Source organism: Methylobacterium sp. NEAU K (assembly GCF_030700285.1).
Taxonomy (GTDB): domain Bacteria; phylum Pseudomonadota; class Alphaproteobacteria; order Rhizobiales; family Beijerinckiaceae; genus Methylobacterium.
On record NZ_JAUYZJ010000027.1, the window covers coordinates 12,645 to 27,314 of the forward strand.

Below are 14,670 nucleotides of genomic sequence, written 5' to 3' on the forward strand. Positions count from 1 at the left end.
TTTTCTGAACAGCGGATTTCTGGTCTTGGCCAAGTATGCGATCAGCAGGGTCAACATTGCGTGGCGCGGCCCTTCCGGTAATTGCACTGGGCCGGGACGCTGAGTCTGGGTACGATACTGTATTTGATCATCGGCGCAGACCATCACGTTGCTCCCAACGCCGGTTGATGGGCGGACTCCTCCTCGACTACAGGCAGCCACACGCGCGGCGCGAGGAAGGAGGACGCCGTCGAAGATCGTCCGTGCCAGCTTCAGCATTTCAATCGATCCGGGATGAGGCTTTCTTAAAATTTTAAGGCGACTCTTATTCAGGATCGCGGTGTGCCATGGCGATCTCATCGCAGCCCCGGCTCAAAATCATGTCGCTCAAGATATCTCATCGAATTGCCCTGCTGATCGTCTGCGCCATCATGATCATGGCAGTTCTTGAAGGGCTGCACCTTTCAAGCGCGCGCGAAGCAATCCTCCAAGAACGTCGAACTGCGATCGCCGCTCAAGTCGAGACGGCGCTCTCTGTTGTTAAGTCTCTGGCAGGCAATGTTGATGCGGGGATCGTCTCAAAACAAGAGGCGCAGGATCGCGCCAAGAAGATCTTGCGATCTGTGCGATATGGGAAGGGGGACTATTTCTTCGTTTATACATTCGATGGCATCAACCAAGTACATGGTCTCAAGCCTGAGATGGAGGGCAAGAACCTCCTAGAGGCGAAGGATGCAAACGGGGTGCGCTTTAATGCCGCCCTGATCGACGCCGCCAAGGCGGGTGGCGGCTATGTCGAGTTGTTGTTCCCCCGCGCCGGGCAGGATCAGCCTTCTCCGAAACTAGCCTATTCTCTGGGTTTCGAGCCCTGGCAGTGGGAGATTGGTACGGGTGTCTACATTGACGACATTGACGCTCGATTCCGGGAAATCATGCTGCGCGACTCGCTGTATCTCGCGGGACTTCTCGCGCTTCTGATCGCCTGCGCATGGCCGATCGCGCGTAGCATCATACGGCCCATTCGTGCGCTCACGAGCGCCATGGATCACTTGGCTACCGGTGACACCGCCGTAATAGTACCCACCCTGGACCGCACCGACGAAGTCGGCCTGATGGCACGAGCGGTTCAGGTCTTCAAGGATGCGCTGATCGAGAAGCAAGTGGTGGAGACCGCCGCGCTCGAAGAGGCCGAAGCTAAAATGCGCCGCGCCAGCGCGCTGGACGACCTCACCAAGCGCTTCGAGCGCAATGTCTCGGTGCTGACGCAGGAGCTTGCCGGAGCGGCAACCGAGATGGAGGCCACGGCCCGCTCAATGACCGGTACGGCGGATGAGACCACCCAACAGACCCTGTCTGTGGTCGGTGCGGCCCAGCAGACCTCAGCCAACGTGCAGACGGTCGCCGCTGCCTCCGAGGAGATGTCGGCTTCCGTGCAGGAGATCGTACAGCAGGTCAGTCAGTCGGCTCAGATCGCCAATAGGGCCGTCGAGAAGGCGCAGCTGACGGACGCCACTGTTCAGCGGCTGGCCGGGACGGCAGAGCGGATCAACAGCGCCGTGTCCATCATCTCCACCATCGCGGCGCAGACGAATCTGCTGGCGCTGAACGCTACCATCGAGGCCGCGCGGGCCGGCGAGGCGGGCCGCGGCTTTGCCGTGGTCGCTACAGAGGTGAAGGAGTTGGCCGGTCAGACGAGCCGAGCCACGGGCGAGATTGGCGAGCGGATTGCCGAAATCCAGGGCGCGACGGATGAGGCGGTTGCCGACATCCGCGAGATCGGCCGTGTGATCTCCGAGATGTCCGCCTACACCGCCTCGATCGCGGCTGCGATGGAGGAGCAGGGTGCGGCCACCCAGGAGATTACCCGCAACGTGCAGCAGGCGGCTCAGGGGACTGAACAGGTGACGCGGAACATCGCTGGTGTGCGTGAGGGGGCAGGTAAGACGAGCGTGGCGGCCTCGCAGGTCCTGAGCGCTGCCCAAGAACTGGCCCGCTATTCAGCCAGCTTGTCGCAGGAAGTAGGAACCTTCCTAAGCAGCGTCAAAGCCGCCTGAACTGCCGAGAATCGACCGACTGATCTCCGTCGTCAGATGATTTGAGACGGCTTGCGGCGCTCAGGAGCGGAGGCTCTGGTCCACCTAGGGTGTGACCCTCCCCGATTTTGCGGTTCTCCCGCACGTTGATATTGGTGGCGAATTCGTCGCGGCCCGGTCGGGCCGCAAGTGGATGCAGCCGCGCGAAGACTGAGGATCTTGTTTGGGCCTTTGGTTCGTTCACCAGCCACCGCAGCAATCGCACCAAGTTCATCGCCGCTGCCGTCATGAGGTGGGCGAGGTGCGTCGTTGCGTACCCGAAGTACGGGGTTCGTCGACCCCGCCACCGGCGTCGTGCGCGAGGCCGAGATCTTCGTGGCCGTGCTCGGCGCGTCGAGGCTCCCTACGCCGAGACGACCTGGACCCAGACGCTATGGCACCAAGGCCTGCGTGATCGCTGACGGCAGCGTACGCGCCATCGCCTTTGGGCTGGCGCCTGGTCAGGCCCATGAGCTGCCTCACGCGGTTCCTCTGCTCGACGAACTGCCGGGTGTGCCCAAGTGATCGTGGGAGATCGCGGCTACACCAGCCACGCCTTTCGCGAGCACATCTGGAACATGGGCGCCCGGCGATCCCACCGCCGCGCTACGAGGCACCTGTGACCTGCCCGGACTGGATCTACAATAATCGCAATCAGGTCGAGCAGCTCTGTGCCAGGCTCAAAGAGTGGCGCGGGATCGCCACCCGCTACGAGAAGACCGCCGTCAGCTTCATGAACGTCCTCTGAGTGGCCGCCGCCCTCGACTGGCGCAAGCGATGACGCGCCCTGGCGGAAGTGTTCGGGCATCCGCTTTGGAGACGCGGATTCAGCCCACTGAATGACCACAATGGGCGCAAAGCCGCTCGTCGACTTTCGAGCCATCAACCATGACGGTCCACCATCTCGCCCACCCATTCGGCTGCTTGAGTCACACTGGCCCGAAATCGAGGGCTTTCGAGCAGGCTGCTTTCGCCCTTTTCACGTCGCTCATGATAGCGAGGCCTCGGCTCCGAAGCCGCCGCTGGTCGGCAGCAAGACGCCTGGGATATGGTCTTGGCAGCAATGTGGGTGACAGCTCTTATCCGGGCGCTGACCTCGGGAGCCGTCGTCGTACTCGCCTCGGTTCTGGCGGAACTCTTAGGGCCGGTCTGGGGAGCGCTCATCATCAGCCTGCCGGTCTCCGCCGGACCGGCCTACGGCTTCATGGTCTTGGAACATGATACCGCCTTCGTCGCAGGCGCGGCCCTCAACGGTTTCGCGGCGACCGCGGCAACAGGCGTGTTCCTGATCGTCTATGCCCGCCGTGCGGCCGGCCGAGGTCTGGTCCTCAGCCTGGGCACAGCGATGCTGGCGTGGCTCGCGGTGGCCGTGCCAATCTCTGCCGTGTCGTGGACGCCGCTCACGGCGTTCCTGCTCAATGCCGCCGTCTACGGCACTGGCACCCTGATGACCCGAGCGGCGACGGGAGCGTCTCTTGCCCGGAGCCCCGTCGTTGCAAGGCCCCGACCGCTGGACCTCATCGTTCGGGCGGCCGCTGTTGCTCTCTTCGTGACAGCCGTCCTGGCACTGAGTTCAGCCTTGGGGCCGGCGCGAACCGGGGTGATTGCCGCCTATCCGGTCACCCTCACAAGCACCTTCGTCATCCTGCACCGCCGCGTCGGTGGAGCGGCGATGGCGCGGCTCGCGAGCATCACGATCCGCGGCGTTTTTGGCTTCGGCCTAACTCTGCTCACGCTTCACCTGATGGTCCAGCCATTCGGTGCCGCTCTCGCCCTTGTGGGCGCTCTGCTCGTCTCTCTGACCTACTCGGCCGGGCTTCTCGCCCTGCAGCGCCGTCCAAGTCTCCACGAGCCAAGCATAACCACGCGCTAGGTTTCCGATAGTCGATCGCTGACCATCGCGCGTACCTGCGTCGCGTATGATCGCGTTTGGCCGAAAGCCGCTGGTCCGCTTCGGAGCAGGTGCGCCGCAAAAGCAGACGGTCCTGTACCGACTCAACTCAGCCACACTGGCTATCCCGCTGGATGCTCCTAACCAGACATTGAGAGCGCTTTCGATCGCTTAGCGTCCCCCGTTCAACGGCATCAAACTCTTGGGATAGATCTCTGGCATCTTCGCCATCTGGTCGAAGGGCACGACCGCCATCACTTGGCCGCCCGGCATTTTGATGATTTTGAACTGCTTGCCGGTGGCCTTGTCGGTTGCCATCGCGACCATGAGCTGCATCGGCCCGAACGGCGTGACGACAAAGTCGTGCCCCCAGGCGCCGACGACACTCGACAAGGACGCCGTGGTCACGCCTGTATCGGCGAGGAGAGCGACAGCCGGTAGAATTGCGCGCATCATGATGAATCTCTTCCGGTTCGATCAATGGGACTTCGCAGGACTGGGCCAGGCGGTTACCTGGACTGGATCTCCATCGCCCGTCCCGTAACGGAGAGCCGACGGCGAACGAAGAGCGGCAGGGCGAAGAGGAATTTCGATGACGCCGTATGCGCTCCGACTGATGTGGCAACCTTCGGTGACCCAGACCAGGACACGGGCACGATGAGCGTGGGACGGGTGACAGCGCGGGGCGAGCGTCGGCACGCCGTGCGTCGGGCAGTCTTCAGGCTCGTTCGCTGGGTCATGCACGCGTTGCGCACCACCGTCCGGATTGCTGGCGCGCTCGTCCTCGGGGGCCTCGGCATATTGTTCCTGAACTACGTCGTGCTCTCCACGGACAAGGCGCACGCCTATCGCAACCTCGATCCGAGCCTCGCCGAATGCCGAGACGGGCTCGCGAAGGGCTGGACGGTCCTGGCCGATACCGGGCGCGAGGCTCTGCGGGCAACGATGCCGTCCGACGGCGACGGTTGGGTCGATGCCAGCAACGACGAGGGCGCGGTGATCGCGACGGATGCGCATTGGGCGATACGGCTGCGCTGCGTCCTGCAGCGCCACGTCGTCCCGGCCCTCAAGCCCGGCGGGCAGGACCTCGCCTACCACCTCGGCTTTATCGAGTTCCAGGAGGACGGCGAACCTTACGCGCTGGTCTCTCGCGAGGGGGCGGGCGACACGGCCATCGACAGCGCGATGCTTCGCCACGCCATGGACAACGAGATGCGAGCCAAGGGCATGCCGGCCACGATGGTCAAGCCCGTCATCACCCAGCTCGATGCCCTGAAGCAGCATCTTTCAACCGGGTCGCACTACGTAATCGCGTTCGTCCACGGCTGGCGGCACGACGCGCGGATCGGCGACGGCAACGTGGCGGACCTGCGCCTTTACGCGGCCCACGCCGCCCGTTTTCTCGCGCAGCGCTGCCCGAGCGACCCGAGCGTCTGCGACATGGACGTTACGGCGATCTATGTCGGCTGGCGCGGGGCGCGGGTCGACGAACGTGGTCTGCGGCTCTGGTTCGGCGACGCGATCGGCGGCTTCTTTGGAAGCCTATCGGCCGGCGTCACCCTGTTCGACCGGAAACCCGTGAGCGAAGCGATCGCGCCCGCGGCGATCTCGGCGCTCCGCACGATCGAGACGACGCTCAGTGCGCCGGGTGCGCACAACAAGCTGATCGTCGCCGGACACAGCCTCGGCGGCAACATGCTCGCGAGCGGGCTCAAGGACGACATGGTCAAGGCGGTGCGCCGCCATCGGTTCGGAGAAACACTACCGCCGGTGCTCGGCAATCTCGTGGTCCTGATTAACCCGGCCTCCGAGGCGAGCAAGTGGACCGCGATCCAGCGCGAGGTCTGGATGAAGCTAGCCGACCATGCTGACGCGCACACGCCGGCCTCTGAGGTCGAGCGCGACGACGGTTACTTTCCGGCCGACCAGCGGCCGGTCCTGATGTCGGTGACCGCGGCCTTAGCATTCCCGGCGGGTGGACTGCGGCCTGGGGACTGCGCGTGGATCGGCCTCGATGTCGACGACGCATTCGCTGCCGCCCGCCGGAAGATCCGGGGCCGGCTCTCCGCGACCGACAGCATGTTCGATGCGGGCGTCGATTATGATTGGGCGACTCACGACCTGTTCCCGACCTTCAAGTTTGATTTCCGCCCTGCTGCTGGCTTCCTCGACCGTGTTGCGGCGCGGTTCGAGGGCCGCCAGCCCCGCGGCGAGAGCTGCTCGCCGCCGCCGCCCGTCGACCTCGTGGCTGGATTGCTGACGCTGCCGCTCCGCACCCTGTCGCTGCTGGCTGCGACCTTCCCGTTCCAGAACACCGCCCGAGAGGATTCGCACACCATCGGCAACCTCGACCCGCCGCGGCCGGCGGCTGGCGTGCTCGCCGATGCCCAGCCTTCAGCCGCGCCCTTCGGCACGACTCACGAGCTGCTCGGGCTCGACGCTCCGGGCCTCGAACGGCACCACCCCTACGCGACGCTTGCCGACGCCGCCTTCGACTGCCCCCGTTCTGACCACTGGCTGACCCGGGCTCGGCTGGCGCGCGCCGACCGGCGCGGCAACTTTTGGGACAGCGCCGACCTCGCGCCCGGCGCGTCCGGCGAGAGCAGCCCGGCCGCGCGCTTCCTGCACGGGCTGCAGTTGACCGGCCTTGCACCGATCACCCGCTCCAACGACCCGTTTTGGAACGTCCGAGCGTTCGACAACGCCCTCTCGCGCCACGACGGCTACCGGCTGTCTTCGTTCATCTGTGCCCTGAACCAACTCGTAATGGACGACATCACCGATGCACCGTCATCAATGAGCGATCACCGGGACACTCAGATCCCGTAGAGCTTATTCTGAACGGCCGGTTTCTCAAGCTTTCGCCCCGAAGCGGACGGTCGCCGATCCACCCCAACCGGTCATTCGGCTTGCGACCGAGGCCGTGTCAAAACGCATTGATCGTGGCCGCCAGGGCCGATCGGCGAGATGATGACGGCGGCGCAGTGGGCTGCTTCAGGTTCGAATGGCCTGGATGAGCCAGGTTGCGCCGAACAGGCGGATCATCCGCTTCACGTTGTAGGCGAGGATCGCGAGGCTCATCTCGGTTCTCACGCCTTTCAGGCCCTTCGTCAGGAAGGGCGTGCTGCCCATCCAAGCTTTCAGCGTTCCGAAGACGTGCTCGACCGTGGCGCGCCGTACCGCCATGGCGTCGGGCATGGCATCGAGCCGCCTCTGCATGGCCTCCAGCACCGCCTCGTGCTTCCAGCGCTTGAAGCGCTTGACCTTCTCGGTCGTGCAATGCGCCCGCATCGCGCAGGCATGACAGGCTTCCAGGTTGCGGTATTGGTCGATGTCGCCGTGTCGATCGGAGCGCGCGGCAGACTTCGTCAGCACAGCGCCGGCGGGACAGACGTAGTGATCGGCCGCAGCGTCGTAGACGAAGTCGGCGCGCACGAAGAGCCCCTTCTTGGCTCGACCCGACGTGTCGGCCCGCGGCATGGCCGGCAGGATGCCCGTGCCTTCGCAGGCCAGAACCTCGTCGCCGTTGTAGTCGCCGCGATCGGCCAGGACCACGACCACCCCCGCATCGATGACTCGCCTGGCCCGATCGCCCATCGGCACGAGCTGGGTCCGGTCGTGGCCCTCGTTGACGACGTCATGGGCTACGACGAGACGATGCTCGGGATCGACGGCGATCTGGACGTTGTAGCCGACGATGCCGGTGCCGCGTCCGCTCGTCGCCATCGAGCGGGCGTCCGGGTCGGTGAGTGAGACCTGTCCGTCGTCCGCGGCCTCCACGCGCTCCTGCATCTCGCGCAGGAAGGCCATCTGTCGGCGCAGGGCGGCGATCTTCTCGCCGATACGCTGCCTCCGCGCCTCGGGAACGTCGTTGCCTTCCCTGTCCGCTCGGTCGAGCGCCGCCAGGTAGCGAGCGATGCTGGCATCCACCTGTTCCAGGCGCTTGGCGACCTTGGCCACGGTGTCGTTGCGGTCCCGGTTGTTGACCGCTTTGAACTTCGATCCGTCCAAGGCGACGGTCGCCGCGGCGAAGAGCTTCAGATCTCGGCACAGGACCACGAACTGCCGACAGGCCGCCTGGATCGCAGGCTCGTTGTCGCGCCTGAAGCTGGCGATCGTCTTGTGATCGGGGGCAAGGCGGCCGGTTAGCCACATCACCTCGATGTTGCGCTGTGCTTCACGCTCAAGCCGCCGGCTCGACGGTACCCGGTTGAGATAGCCGTAGAGGTAGAGCTTCAGAAGGGTGGCCGGATCATAAGCAGGCCGCCCCGTCGCTGCGGGCTCGAAGCGGGTGAAGCCGAGGGTGCCCAGATCGAGTTCGTCGATGAAGACCTCGATCACCCGAACCGGATTGTCCTCGGTGACATAGTCGTCCAGCGAACTGGGCAGCAACCAGGACTGCCGACGGTCCTGCCCTTCGACGAACCGACCCATGCTGGCCTCCGCGGATGAGGCCGCAAGTCTATCTCAGAAAGGACTTTTGACACACCCTCGACCCATAGCGGCCATCAAAGCTGCCCTGGGATGGCGTGGTGACCCGGTCGAAAGGCATCTGCCGTAGAAAGGTCGACCCATGCCACGGGATGCGATGATGGACACAGAGACGGTTCGGATACCGGGAGTGGCGACGTTCGCTCGAACCTATGCGATCCCTCCTATTTCAGTTGGACTGCCTCTCGAAGCTCGAACCCGTGTGAGCTTGCAGCTTCTCTACGCCCTTTTCGCCTTCACGACTGGCCTAGTCGGCATCCTCGTGGTCGTCGTAGCGATCTGGCTGGCGGCGTCGTATCCAGCGGAATGGGTCACCTGGATCGTTGCTGTCGCCGGTGTGCCCCTCGCCCTTGCCGGAGCGATCTCCGGTCCCGCCATCGCCTGGAATTGCCTGAAGGACGCTGCTCGGCCAGACCCCGTCCTGATCGTTCGCGCGAACGGGATCGAGGATCGACGCGCACAGGCGATGATCCCGTGGGCTACGGTTTCCGAGGCCCGCATGGTCTATTCCTATGCTCTCGGTGGCCTGAACCACGTCCATCTTACGCTTCGGACGCCAGTCCTTGCTCGACATAACCCGTTCCGCCCCGGAACGAAGGGCTATCCGTGGCGCAGGCGGCCGGATGAAGTGCGCGTCCCCGTGGTCCTGCTCGACGTGAAAGCCTATACGCTCGCGCAGGTCGTCGCTGCCCTCGTCAAGCGTTATGGCGGAGAGGTTACGGTGATCGGGGGTCCAATGCTGCCAAGCTAAAACCGATGGCGTCCGCTTTTCACCCAACTGAGAGTCCGTCCGAGAAGTCAGGCTGATCGGGCGAGACGTCTGACTAGGATCATGACGGCTGCGGCGTAGAGGAAGGCTCTGGCGGAGGCGAGGGTCGCTTCCGGATCCTTCCAGAGGCGTCGGTTGCGGCTGATCCAGGCGAAAAACCGTTCACCGACCCACCGGCGTGGGTGGACAGCGAAGCCAACCTGATCCGTCGGCTTGCGCACGATCTCGACGGCGATGATCGTCGCGCTCGCTGGCTTGTCGCCGGCATAGCCGGCATCGGCGAAGGCCTTGGTGATGAACGGGAAGGTCCGGCGCGACAGGCGCAGGACCGGAACGGCTCCGTCCCGGTCCTGCACGTCGGCAGGCTGCGGATCGAGGACGAGCGCACGCCCGTCCGTGTCGACCAGCGCTTGGCGCTTGCGGCCTTTGACCTTCTTACCGGCATCGTAGCCGCGCGGCCCGCCGCTCTCCATTGTTTTGACGGTCTGGCTGTCGAGCACTGCGGCAGACGGCGAGGCTTCCCGTCCGACACGCTCGCGATCAGCCATGACGAGGTGGTGATTGATTCGGCCGAACAGCCCTGTGTCGCGCCAGCGGCTGAAGTAGCCAAACGTGGTCGAACGCGGCGGCAGATCCTTGGGGATCAGCCGCCATGCGATGCCGCCGCGCAGGACGTAGAAGATCGCGTTCAGGATCTCCCGCGGCGTCCAGACCGGAGGCCGGCCGCGCGGCTCAGGCCTCGGCATCAGCGGCTTGATCACTGCCCACTCGGCATCGGTCAGGTCGGTTTCATAGCGAAGGCCCGCGCGGCTATGCTGCCGCCGGGTGGTCGGGGTCCACATGGCGCGTCCAGATCAGGCTTCAGCAACCCGCCTGGAATCATCGCCATCCCGGCCACTCAACCCCACCTCAGACCCTTATCGGACGGGCTCTGAGACATTCACGCGGGCTCTGTGCGGTCGCCGATGCTGGCCGGAAGCGGCTGGTCCGCTTCGGTGCATCGGGCGTGACAAACCGGCCCTCGGTTGCCGGCTCTCGCTTTTCCGCCCCGGCCGATCCTGTCCATCGCCCATGATCGGCGCTGACGGATCGGTGCGACGTTCAGCCAGACGTCGCCAGCCGACCTCAGACCCTTGCCTCCCATCGAAGCGAACCCGCAGGCCGCGCGCCACGGCAGCCATTGACGATGTCGCCGCGCCATAATAGATGATGACAATAATTTTTAAGGCGCTCGGACGGCGACGGGGATCGGCAATGGACGCGAGATGGATGATCGGGCTCGCCGGCCTGGCCCTGGCGGCATGCTCCCCGGCCGAGACCGCCGTGACGCCGGAGCCTGCGCTGGTGCAGACCATCGCGGTCGCGCCCGCCGCAGGCAGCGTCGCGCGCTACACCGGCGTGATCCGAGCCCGCACCGAGAGCAATCTCGGCTTCCGCGTCGGCGGCAAGATCTTCGAGCGCCTCGTCGATCCGGGCGACCACGTGCGCCTTGGGCAGCCCCTGATGCGGCTCGACCGGACCGACTTCACCCTCGCGCTCAACGCGGCCCGCTCCTCGGTCGAGGCGGCCCGGGCGCAGATGATCAAGGCCAAGGCCGACGAGGAGCGCAGCCGCAAGCTCGTCGGCGACGGCTGGACCTCCAAGCAGACCTACGATCAGAACAAGGCCGCCGCGGATGCCGCCATCGCCCAGTTCACCAATGCCGAGGCGCAGGCGAGCCAGATCGCCAACCAGGCCGGCTACGCCGAGCTTCAGGCGGATGCCGATGGCGTCGTGATGGAGGTGCCCAGCGAGCCCGGGCAGGTCGTCGCCGCCGGCCAGACGGTGGTGAAGCTCGCCCGCGACGGCGCCCGCGAGGCGGAGGTGTTCCTGCCGGAGGGGCGCGGGCACCTCGCGAAGGGGACGGCGTCGGCGACCCTCTACGCCGAGGGCGAGATAACCTATCCGGCCCGGCTGAGGGAGCTGTCGGCCACGGCCGACCCGGCGACCCGCACCTACCGCGCCCGCTACATCCTCTCCGGTGGCGGCGAGACCGCGCCGCTCGGGGCGACGGTCACCCTCCGGTTGAGGCCCGCCCAGCCACAGGCGACGGCTGCGGTGTCCGTTCCGCTCGGAGCCCTGTTCGACCAGGGCGGCGGCTCGGCCGTCTGGCGCTACGACGCCCAGACGCAGACCGTCACGGCGCAGCCCGTCACCGTCGCGCGCCTGTCCGAGGAGAGCGCGGACGTCGCCGCCGGCCTGAACCCGGGCGACCGGATCGTCGCGCTCGGCGCCCATCTGCTCAAGGCCGGGGAGAAGGTCCGGCTGGCCGACTCGAGCATGGCGGAGGCCGGCCGATGACCGCCTCCAGCTTCAATCTCTCGGCCCTGGCGGTGCGCGAGCGCGCCGTGACGCTGTTCCTGCTGCTCGCGGTCACCGCGGCTGGGATCTTCGCCTTCGAGAAGCTCGGGCGGGCCGAAGATCCGACCTTCACGGTCAAGACGATGGCGGTCTCGGCCGCGTGGCCCGGCGCGACCACCGACGAGATGCAGCGGCAGGTCGCCGACCCGCTGGAGAAGCGCCTGCAGGAACTCGTCTACTACGACCGGGTCGAGACGACGGTCCGTCCCGGCCTGATGCTGATGAAGGTGTTCTTCAAGGACTCGATGCCGCCGGCCAAGCTCCCGTCGGAGTTCTACCAGGCGCGCAAGAAGCTCTCCGATCAAGCTTCCACCCTCCCGCGCGGCGTGCTCGGCCCGCTGTTCAACGACGAGTTCTCGGACGTCTACTTCGCCCTCTACGCGCTCCAGGCGCAGGGCCTGCCGCACCGGCACCTCGTGCTGCGCGCCGAGGACCTGCGCCAGCAGCTGCTGCGCGTGCCCGGTATCGAGAAGATCAACATCCTGGGCGAGCAGGCGCAGAAGATCTTCGTCGAGGTCTCTTACCAGCGCCTCGCGACGCTCGGAATCACCGGCCAGCAGCTCCTGGCCGCGTTGGCCAACCAGAACGACGTGACGCCGGCGGGCTTCGTCGAGGCCGATGGTCCGCGCGTGTACGTGCGGCTCGACGGAGCCATCGACGGCCTCGACGCGATCCGCAACCTGCCGGTGGCGGCTGGCGACCGCAGCCTCAAGCTCGGCGATATCGCCGAGGTGAAGCGCGGCTACGAGGACCCGAAGACCTTCGCCATCCGCAATGACGGCGAGCCGGCCCTCGTTCTGGGCCTCGTGATGAAGCCAGGATTCAATGGCCTCAGCCTGGGCGAGGCGTTGAACGCCGAGGAGGTCGAGATCCACCACGCGCTGCCGACCGGCGTGACCTTCACCAAGATCACCGACCAAGCGAAGGTCATCGACGACGCCATCCACGAGTTCATGGTGAAGTTCTTCACCGCGCTCTCGGTGGTGATCTTCGTGAGCCTCGTGGCGCTGGGCTTCCGGGTCGGCATCGTGGTGGCCCTTGCGGTGCCACTGACCCTCTCGGCCGTGTTCGTGGTGATGATGGTCACCGGCCGCGACTTCGACCGTATCACCCTCGGTGCGCTCATCATCTCGCTGGGCCTCCTCGTGGACGACGCGATCATCGCCATCGAGATGATGGTGGTGCGCATGGAGGAAGGGGCCGACCGGATCTCGGCGGCGACCTACGCGTGGAGTGCCACCGCCGCGCCGATGCTGACCGGCACCATCGTCACCATCGCGGGCTTCCTGCCCGTGGGCTTCGCCGCCTCCACGGCGGGCGAGTATGCCGGCAACATCTTCTGGGTGGTGGCGTTCTCGCTGATCGTCTCGTGGATCGTGGCCGTGACCTTCACGCCCTATCTCGGCGTCAAGCTCCTGCCGAACATCAAGAAGGTCGAGGGCGGGCACGAGGCGATCTACGCCACCAAGAACTACCAGCGCCTGCGCCGAACCGTGCGGCTCTCGGTCGACCACAAGTGGATCACGGCCGGCATTACCGTGGCGCTGTTCGCGGCGTCGGTGGTCGGCATGGGCAAGGTCGAGAAGCAGTTCTTCCCGAATTCGGAGCGCTCTGAACTCATCGTCGAGGTGACGCTGCCGACCGGTTCCGCCTTCGCGACCACCGAGGCCAGCGTGAAGAAGGTCGAGGCGGCCGTGCGGTCGCTTCCCGAGGCGCGCGAGATCACGAGCTATATCGGCCAGGGCATGCCGCGCTTCGTGCTCTCCTTCGACCCCGAGCTGCCCGATCCCGCCTTCGCCCAGATCGTCGTCCAGACTGCGGATTCCCACGCCCGCGACGTGCTGCGGGCCAAGGTGCGCCAGCTCGTCGACGAGGGCCGCTTCCCCGAGGCGCGGGTGCGCGTCCTGCAGATCGTGTTCGGGCCGCCGGTGCGCTTCCCCGTCGCCTTCCGGGTGGTCGGGCCCGACCTCGACGTGATCCGGGGCATCGCCGCGGAGGTGCGCGACGTCATGATGGCCAACCCCAACATGCGCCTCGTCCACCTCGACTGGGGCGACCGGACACCGACCCTGCATCTCGCCCTCGACCAGGAGCGCCTGCGCCTGATCGGCCTGACACCGAAGGAGGCCGGCCAGCAGCTGCAGAGCTACCTCAACGGCACCCCGGCGACCCAGGTGCGCGAGAATCTCCGCTCGGTGGACGTGCTCCTGCGCAGCCCCGGCACGGAGCGGCGCTCACTCGGCGACATCGGCGATCTGACGCTCGCCACCCGGGACGGGCGGCAGGTCCCGCTCTCGCAGGTCGCGCACCTGGAGAGCCGCAACGAGGATGCGGTGCTCAAGCGCTACAACCGCGAGACCTACATCCGCGTGCAGGGCGACGTGATCGACGGCAAGCAGCCGCCGGACATCCATGCCCAGATCGTCCCCGAACTCGCGGCGATCAGGGCGAAGCTGCCGCCCGGCTACCGCATCGACACGGCCGGGTCGGTGGAGGAGAGCGAGAAGGCGATGAAGGCGCTGGTGACGGTCTTCCCGCTGATGCTGATCGTGACGCTGACGGTCATCATGCTGCAGGTGCGCTCGTTCACCACCATGTTCATGGTGTTCGCCACCGCGCCGCTCGGCCTCGTCGGCGCCGTCCCGACGCTGCTCGTCTTCCACCAGCCCTTCGGCTTCAACGCGATTCTCGGCCTGATCGCCCTGTCGGGCATCCTGATGCGCAATACGCTGATCCTGGTGGACCAGATCCACCACGACCGCGCGGCGGGGCTGTCGGACTACGAGGCCATCGTCGAGTCGACGGTGCGCCGGGCTCGTCCGGTGATCCTGACGGCGGCGGCCGCGATGCTGGCCTTCGTCCCGCTGACCCACTCGGTGTTCTGGGGGGCGCTGGCTTACGTCCTGATCGGCGGCGTCGGGGTCGGGACGCTCCTGACGCTGCTGTTCCTGCCGGCCCTCTACGCCCTCTGGTTCCGGGTCGCACGCGAGCCGCGTAGACAGGACGTTCCGGCCGGTCGGGACGCAGTGCCCCACCAGGCCCAAGCGTGAAGCCTCGGTCCCGAAGCC

Annotated in this window: 9 protein-coding genes and 1 pseudogene; 7 read left to right on the plus strand and 3 right to left on the minus strand. The window is 66.1% G+C overall.

Annotation, left to right across the window (positions count from 1 at the left end; translation table 11 throughout):
• The first annotated feature begins 326 nt into the window (after positions 1 to 326).
• The 3 genes and pseudogenes from Q8W67_RS19605 (at position 327) to Q8W67_RS19615 (ending at position 3,924) form a co-directional block, all read left to right on the plus strand.
• Positions 327 to 2,033: a methyl-accepting chemotaxis protein gene (locus Q8W67_RS19605; protein WP_305548825.1), complete on the plus strand. Its 1,707-nt coding sequence runs from the start codon at positions 327 to 329 to the stop codon at positions 2,031 to 2,033.
• Positions 2,034 to 2,444: 411 nt separating this feature from the next.
• Positions 2,445 to 2,799 (plus strand): annotated as a pseudogene (locus Q8W67_RS19610) (transposase); the annotation flags it as partial.
• 300 nt (positions 2,800 to 3,099) lie between these two features.
• Positions 3,100 to 3,924 carry a hypothetical protein gene (locus tag Q8W67_RS19615; RefSeq protein ID WP_305548827.1) on the plus strand — a complete coding sequence of 275 codons (825 nt, stop codon included), beginning with the start codon at positions 3,100 to 3,102 and terminating at the stop codon, positions 3,922 to 3,924.
• Positions 3,925 to 4,113: 189 nt separating this feature from the next.
• On the opposite strand, the gene Q8W67_RS19620 is transcribed toward Q8W67_RS19615, so the two are convergent.
• A complete protein-coding gene (locus tag Q8W67_RS19620) occupies positions 4,114 to 4,398 on the minus strand; it encodes a hypothetical protein (protein ID WP_305548830.1) in 285 nt (94 codons plus the stop codon).
• Positions 4,399 to 4,599: 201 nt separating this feature from the next.
• Here Q8W67_RS19620 and Q8W67_RS19625 point away from each other — a divergent pair, with 201 nt between their 5' ends.
• Positions 4,600 to 6,771 (plus strand): hypothetical protein, encoded by a 2,172-nt coding sequence (locus Q8W67_RS19625; protein ID WP_305548833.1) that lies wholly within the window; start codon positions 4,600 to 4,602, stop codon positions 6,769 to 6,771.
• Between the two features lie 165 nt (positions 6,772 to 6,936).
• Here the strand turns inward: Q8W67_RS19625 and Q8W67_RS19630 are convergent, their stop codons facing one another.
• A complete protein-coding gene (locus tag Q8W67_RS19630) occupies positions 6,937 to 8,376 on the minus strand; it encodes an IS1182 family transposase (protein WP_305548836.1) in 1,440 nt (479 codons plus the stop codon).
• Between the two features lie 187 nt (positions 8,377 to 8,563).
• Between Q8W67_RS19630 and Q8W67_RS19635 the strand changes: the two genes are divergently transcribed.
• Positions 8,564 to 9,184, plus strand: coding sequence for a hypothetical protein (locus Q8W67_RS19635; protein WP_305548839.1), 621 nt, complete (start codon positions 8,564 to 8,566; stop codon positions 9,182 to 9,184).
• A 47-nt stretch (positions 9,185 to 9,231) separates the two neighbouring features.
• Here the strand turns inward: Q8W67_RS19635 and Q8W67_RS19640 are convergent, their stop codons facing one another.
• Positions 9,232 to 10,044 (minus strand): IS5 family transposase, encoded by an 813-nt coding sequence (locus Q8W67_RS19640; protein WP_305548842.1) that lies wholly within the window; start codon positions 10,042 to 10,044, stop codon positions 9,232 to 9,234.
• A 412-nt stretch (positions 10,045 to 10,456) separates the two neighbouring features.
• On the opposite strand from Q8W67_RS19640, the gene Q8W67_RS19645 reads away from it, so the two are divergent.
• Together Q8W67_RS19645 and Q8W67_RS19650 are read left to right on the plus strand one after the other, a co-directional pair.
• Positions 10,457 to 11,542 (plus strand): efflux RND transporter periplasmic adaptor subunit, encoded by a 1,086-nt coding sequence (locus Q8W67_RS19645; RefSeq protein ID WP_305548845.1) that lies wholly within the window; start codon positions 10,457 to 10,459, stop codon positions 11,540 to 11,542.
• Positions 11,539 to 14,652, plus strand: a complete 3,114-nt coding sequence (locus Q8W67_RS19650; RefSeq protein ID WP_305548847.1) for an efflux RND transporter permease subunit — start codon at positions 11,539 to 11,541, stop codon at positions 14,650 to 14,652. The genes Q8W67_RS19645 and Q8W67_RS19650 overlap by 4 nt, the downstream gene beginning before the upstream one ends.
• Positions 14,653 to 14,670: the final 18 nt, after the last annotated feature.

Bases quoted from the DNA above. Each gene is read 5' to 3' on its own strand.
- Q8W67_RS19630 (WP_305548836.1), bottom strand. From the start codon at position 8,376: ATGGGTCGGTTCGTCGAAGGGCAGGACCGTCGGCAGTCCTGGTTGCTG.
- Q8W67_RS19640 (WP_305548842.1), bottom strand. From the start codon at position 10,044: ATGTGGACCCCGACCACCCGGCGGCAGCATAGCCGCGCGGGCCTTCGC.
- Q8W67_RS19605 (WP_305548825.1), top strand. From the start codon at position 327: ATGGCGATCTCATCGCAGCCCCGGCTCAAAATCATGTCGCTCAAGATA.
- Q8W67_RS19650 (WP_305548847.1), top strand. From the start codon at position 11,539: ATGACCGCCTCCAGCTTCAATCTCTCGGCCCTGGCGGTGCGCGAGCGC.
- Q8W67_RS19615 (WP_305548827.1), top strand. From the start codon at position 3,100: ATGGTCTTGGCAGCAATGTGGGTGACAGCTCTTATCCGGGCGCTGACC.
- Q8W67_RS19625 (WP_305548833.1), top strand. From the start codon at position 4,600: ATGAGCGTGGGACGGGTGACAGCGCGGGGCGAGCGTCGGCACGCCGTG.
- Q8W67_RS19620 (WP_305548830.1), bottom strand. From the start codon at position 4,398: ATGATGCGCGCAATTCTACCGGCTGTCGCTCTCCTCGCCGATACAGGC.
- Q8W67_RS19645 (WP_305548845.1), top strand. From the start codon at position 10,457: ATGGACGCGAGATGGATGATCGGGCTCGCCGGCCTGGCCCTGGCGGCA.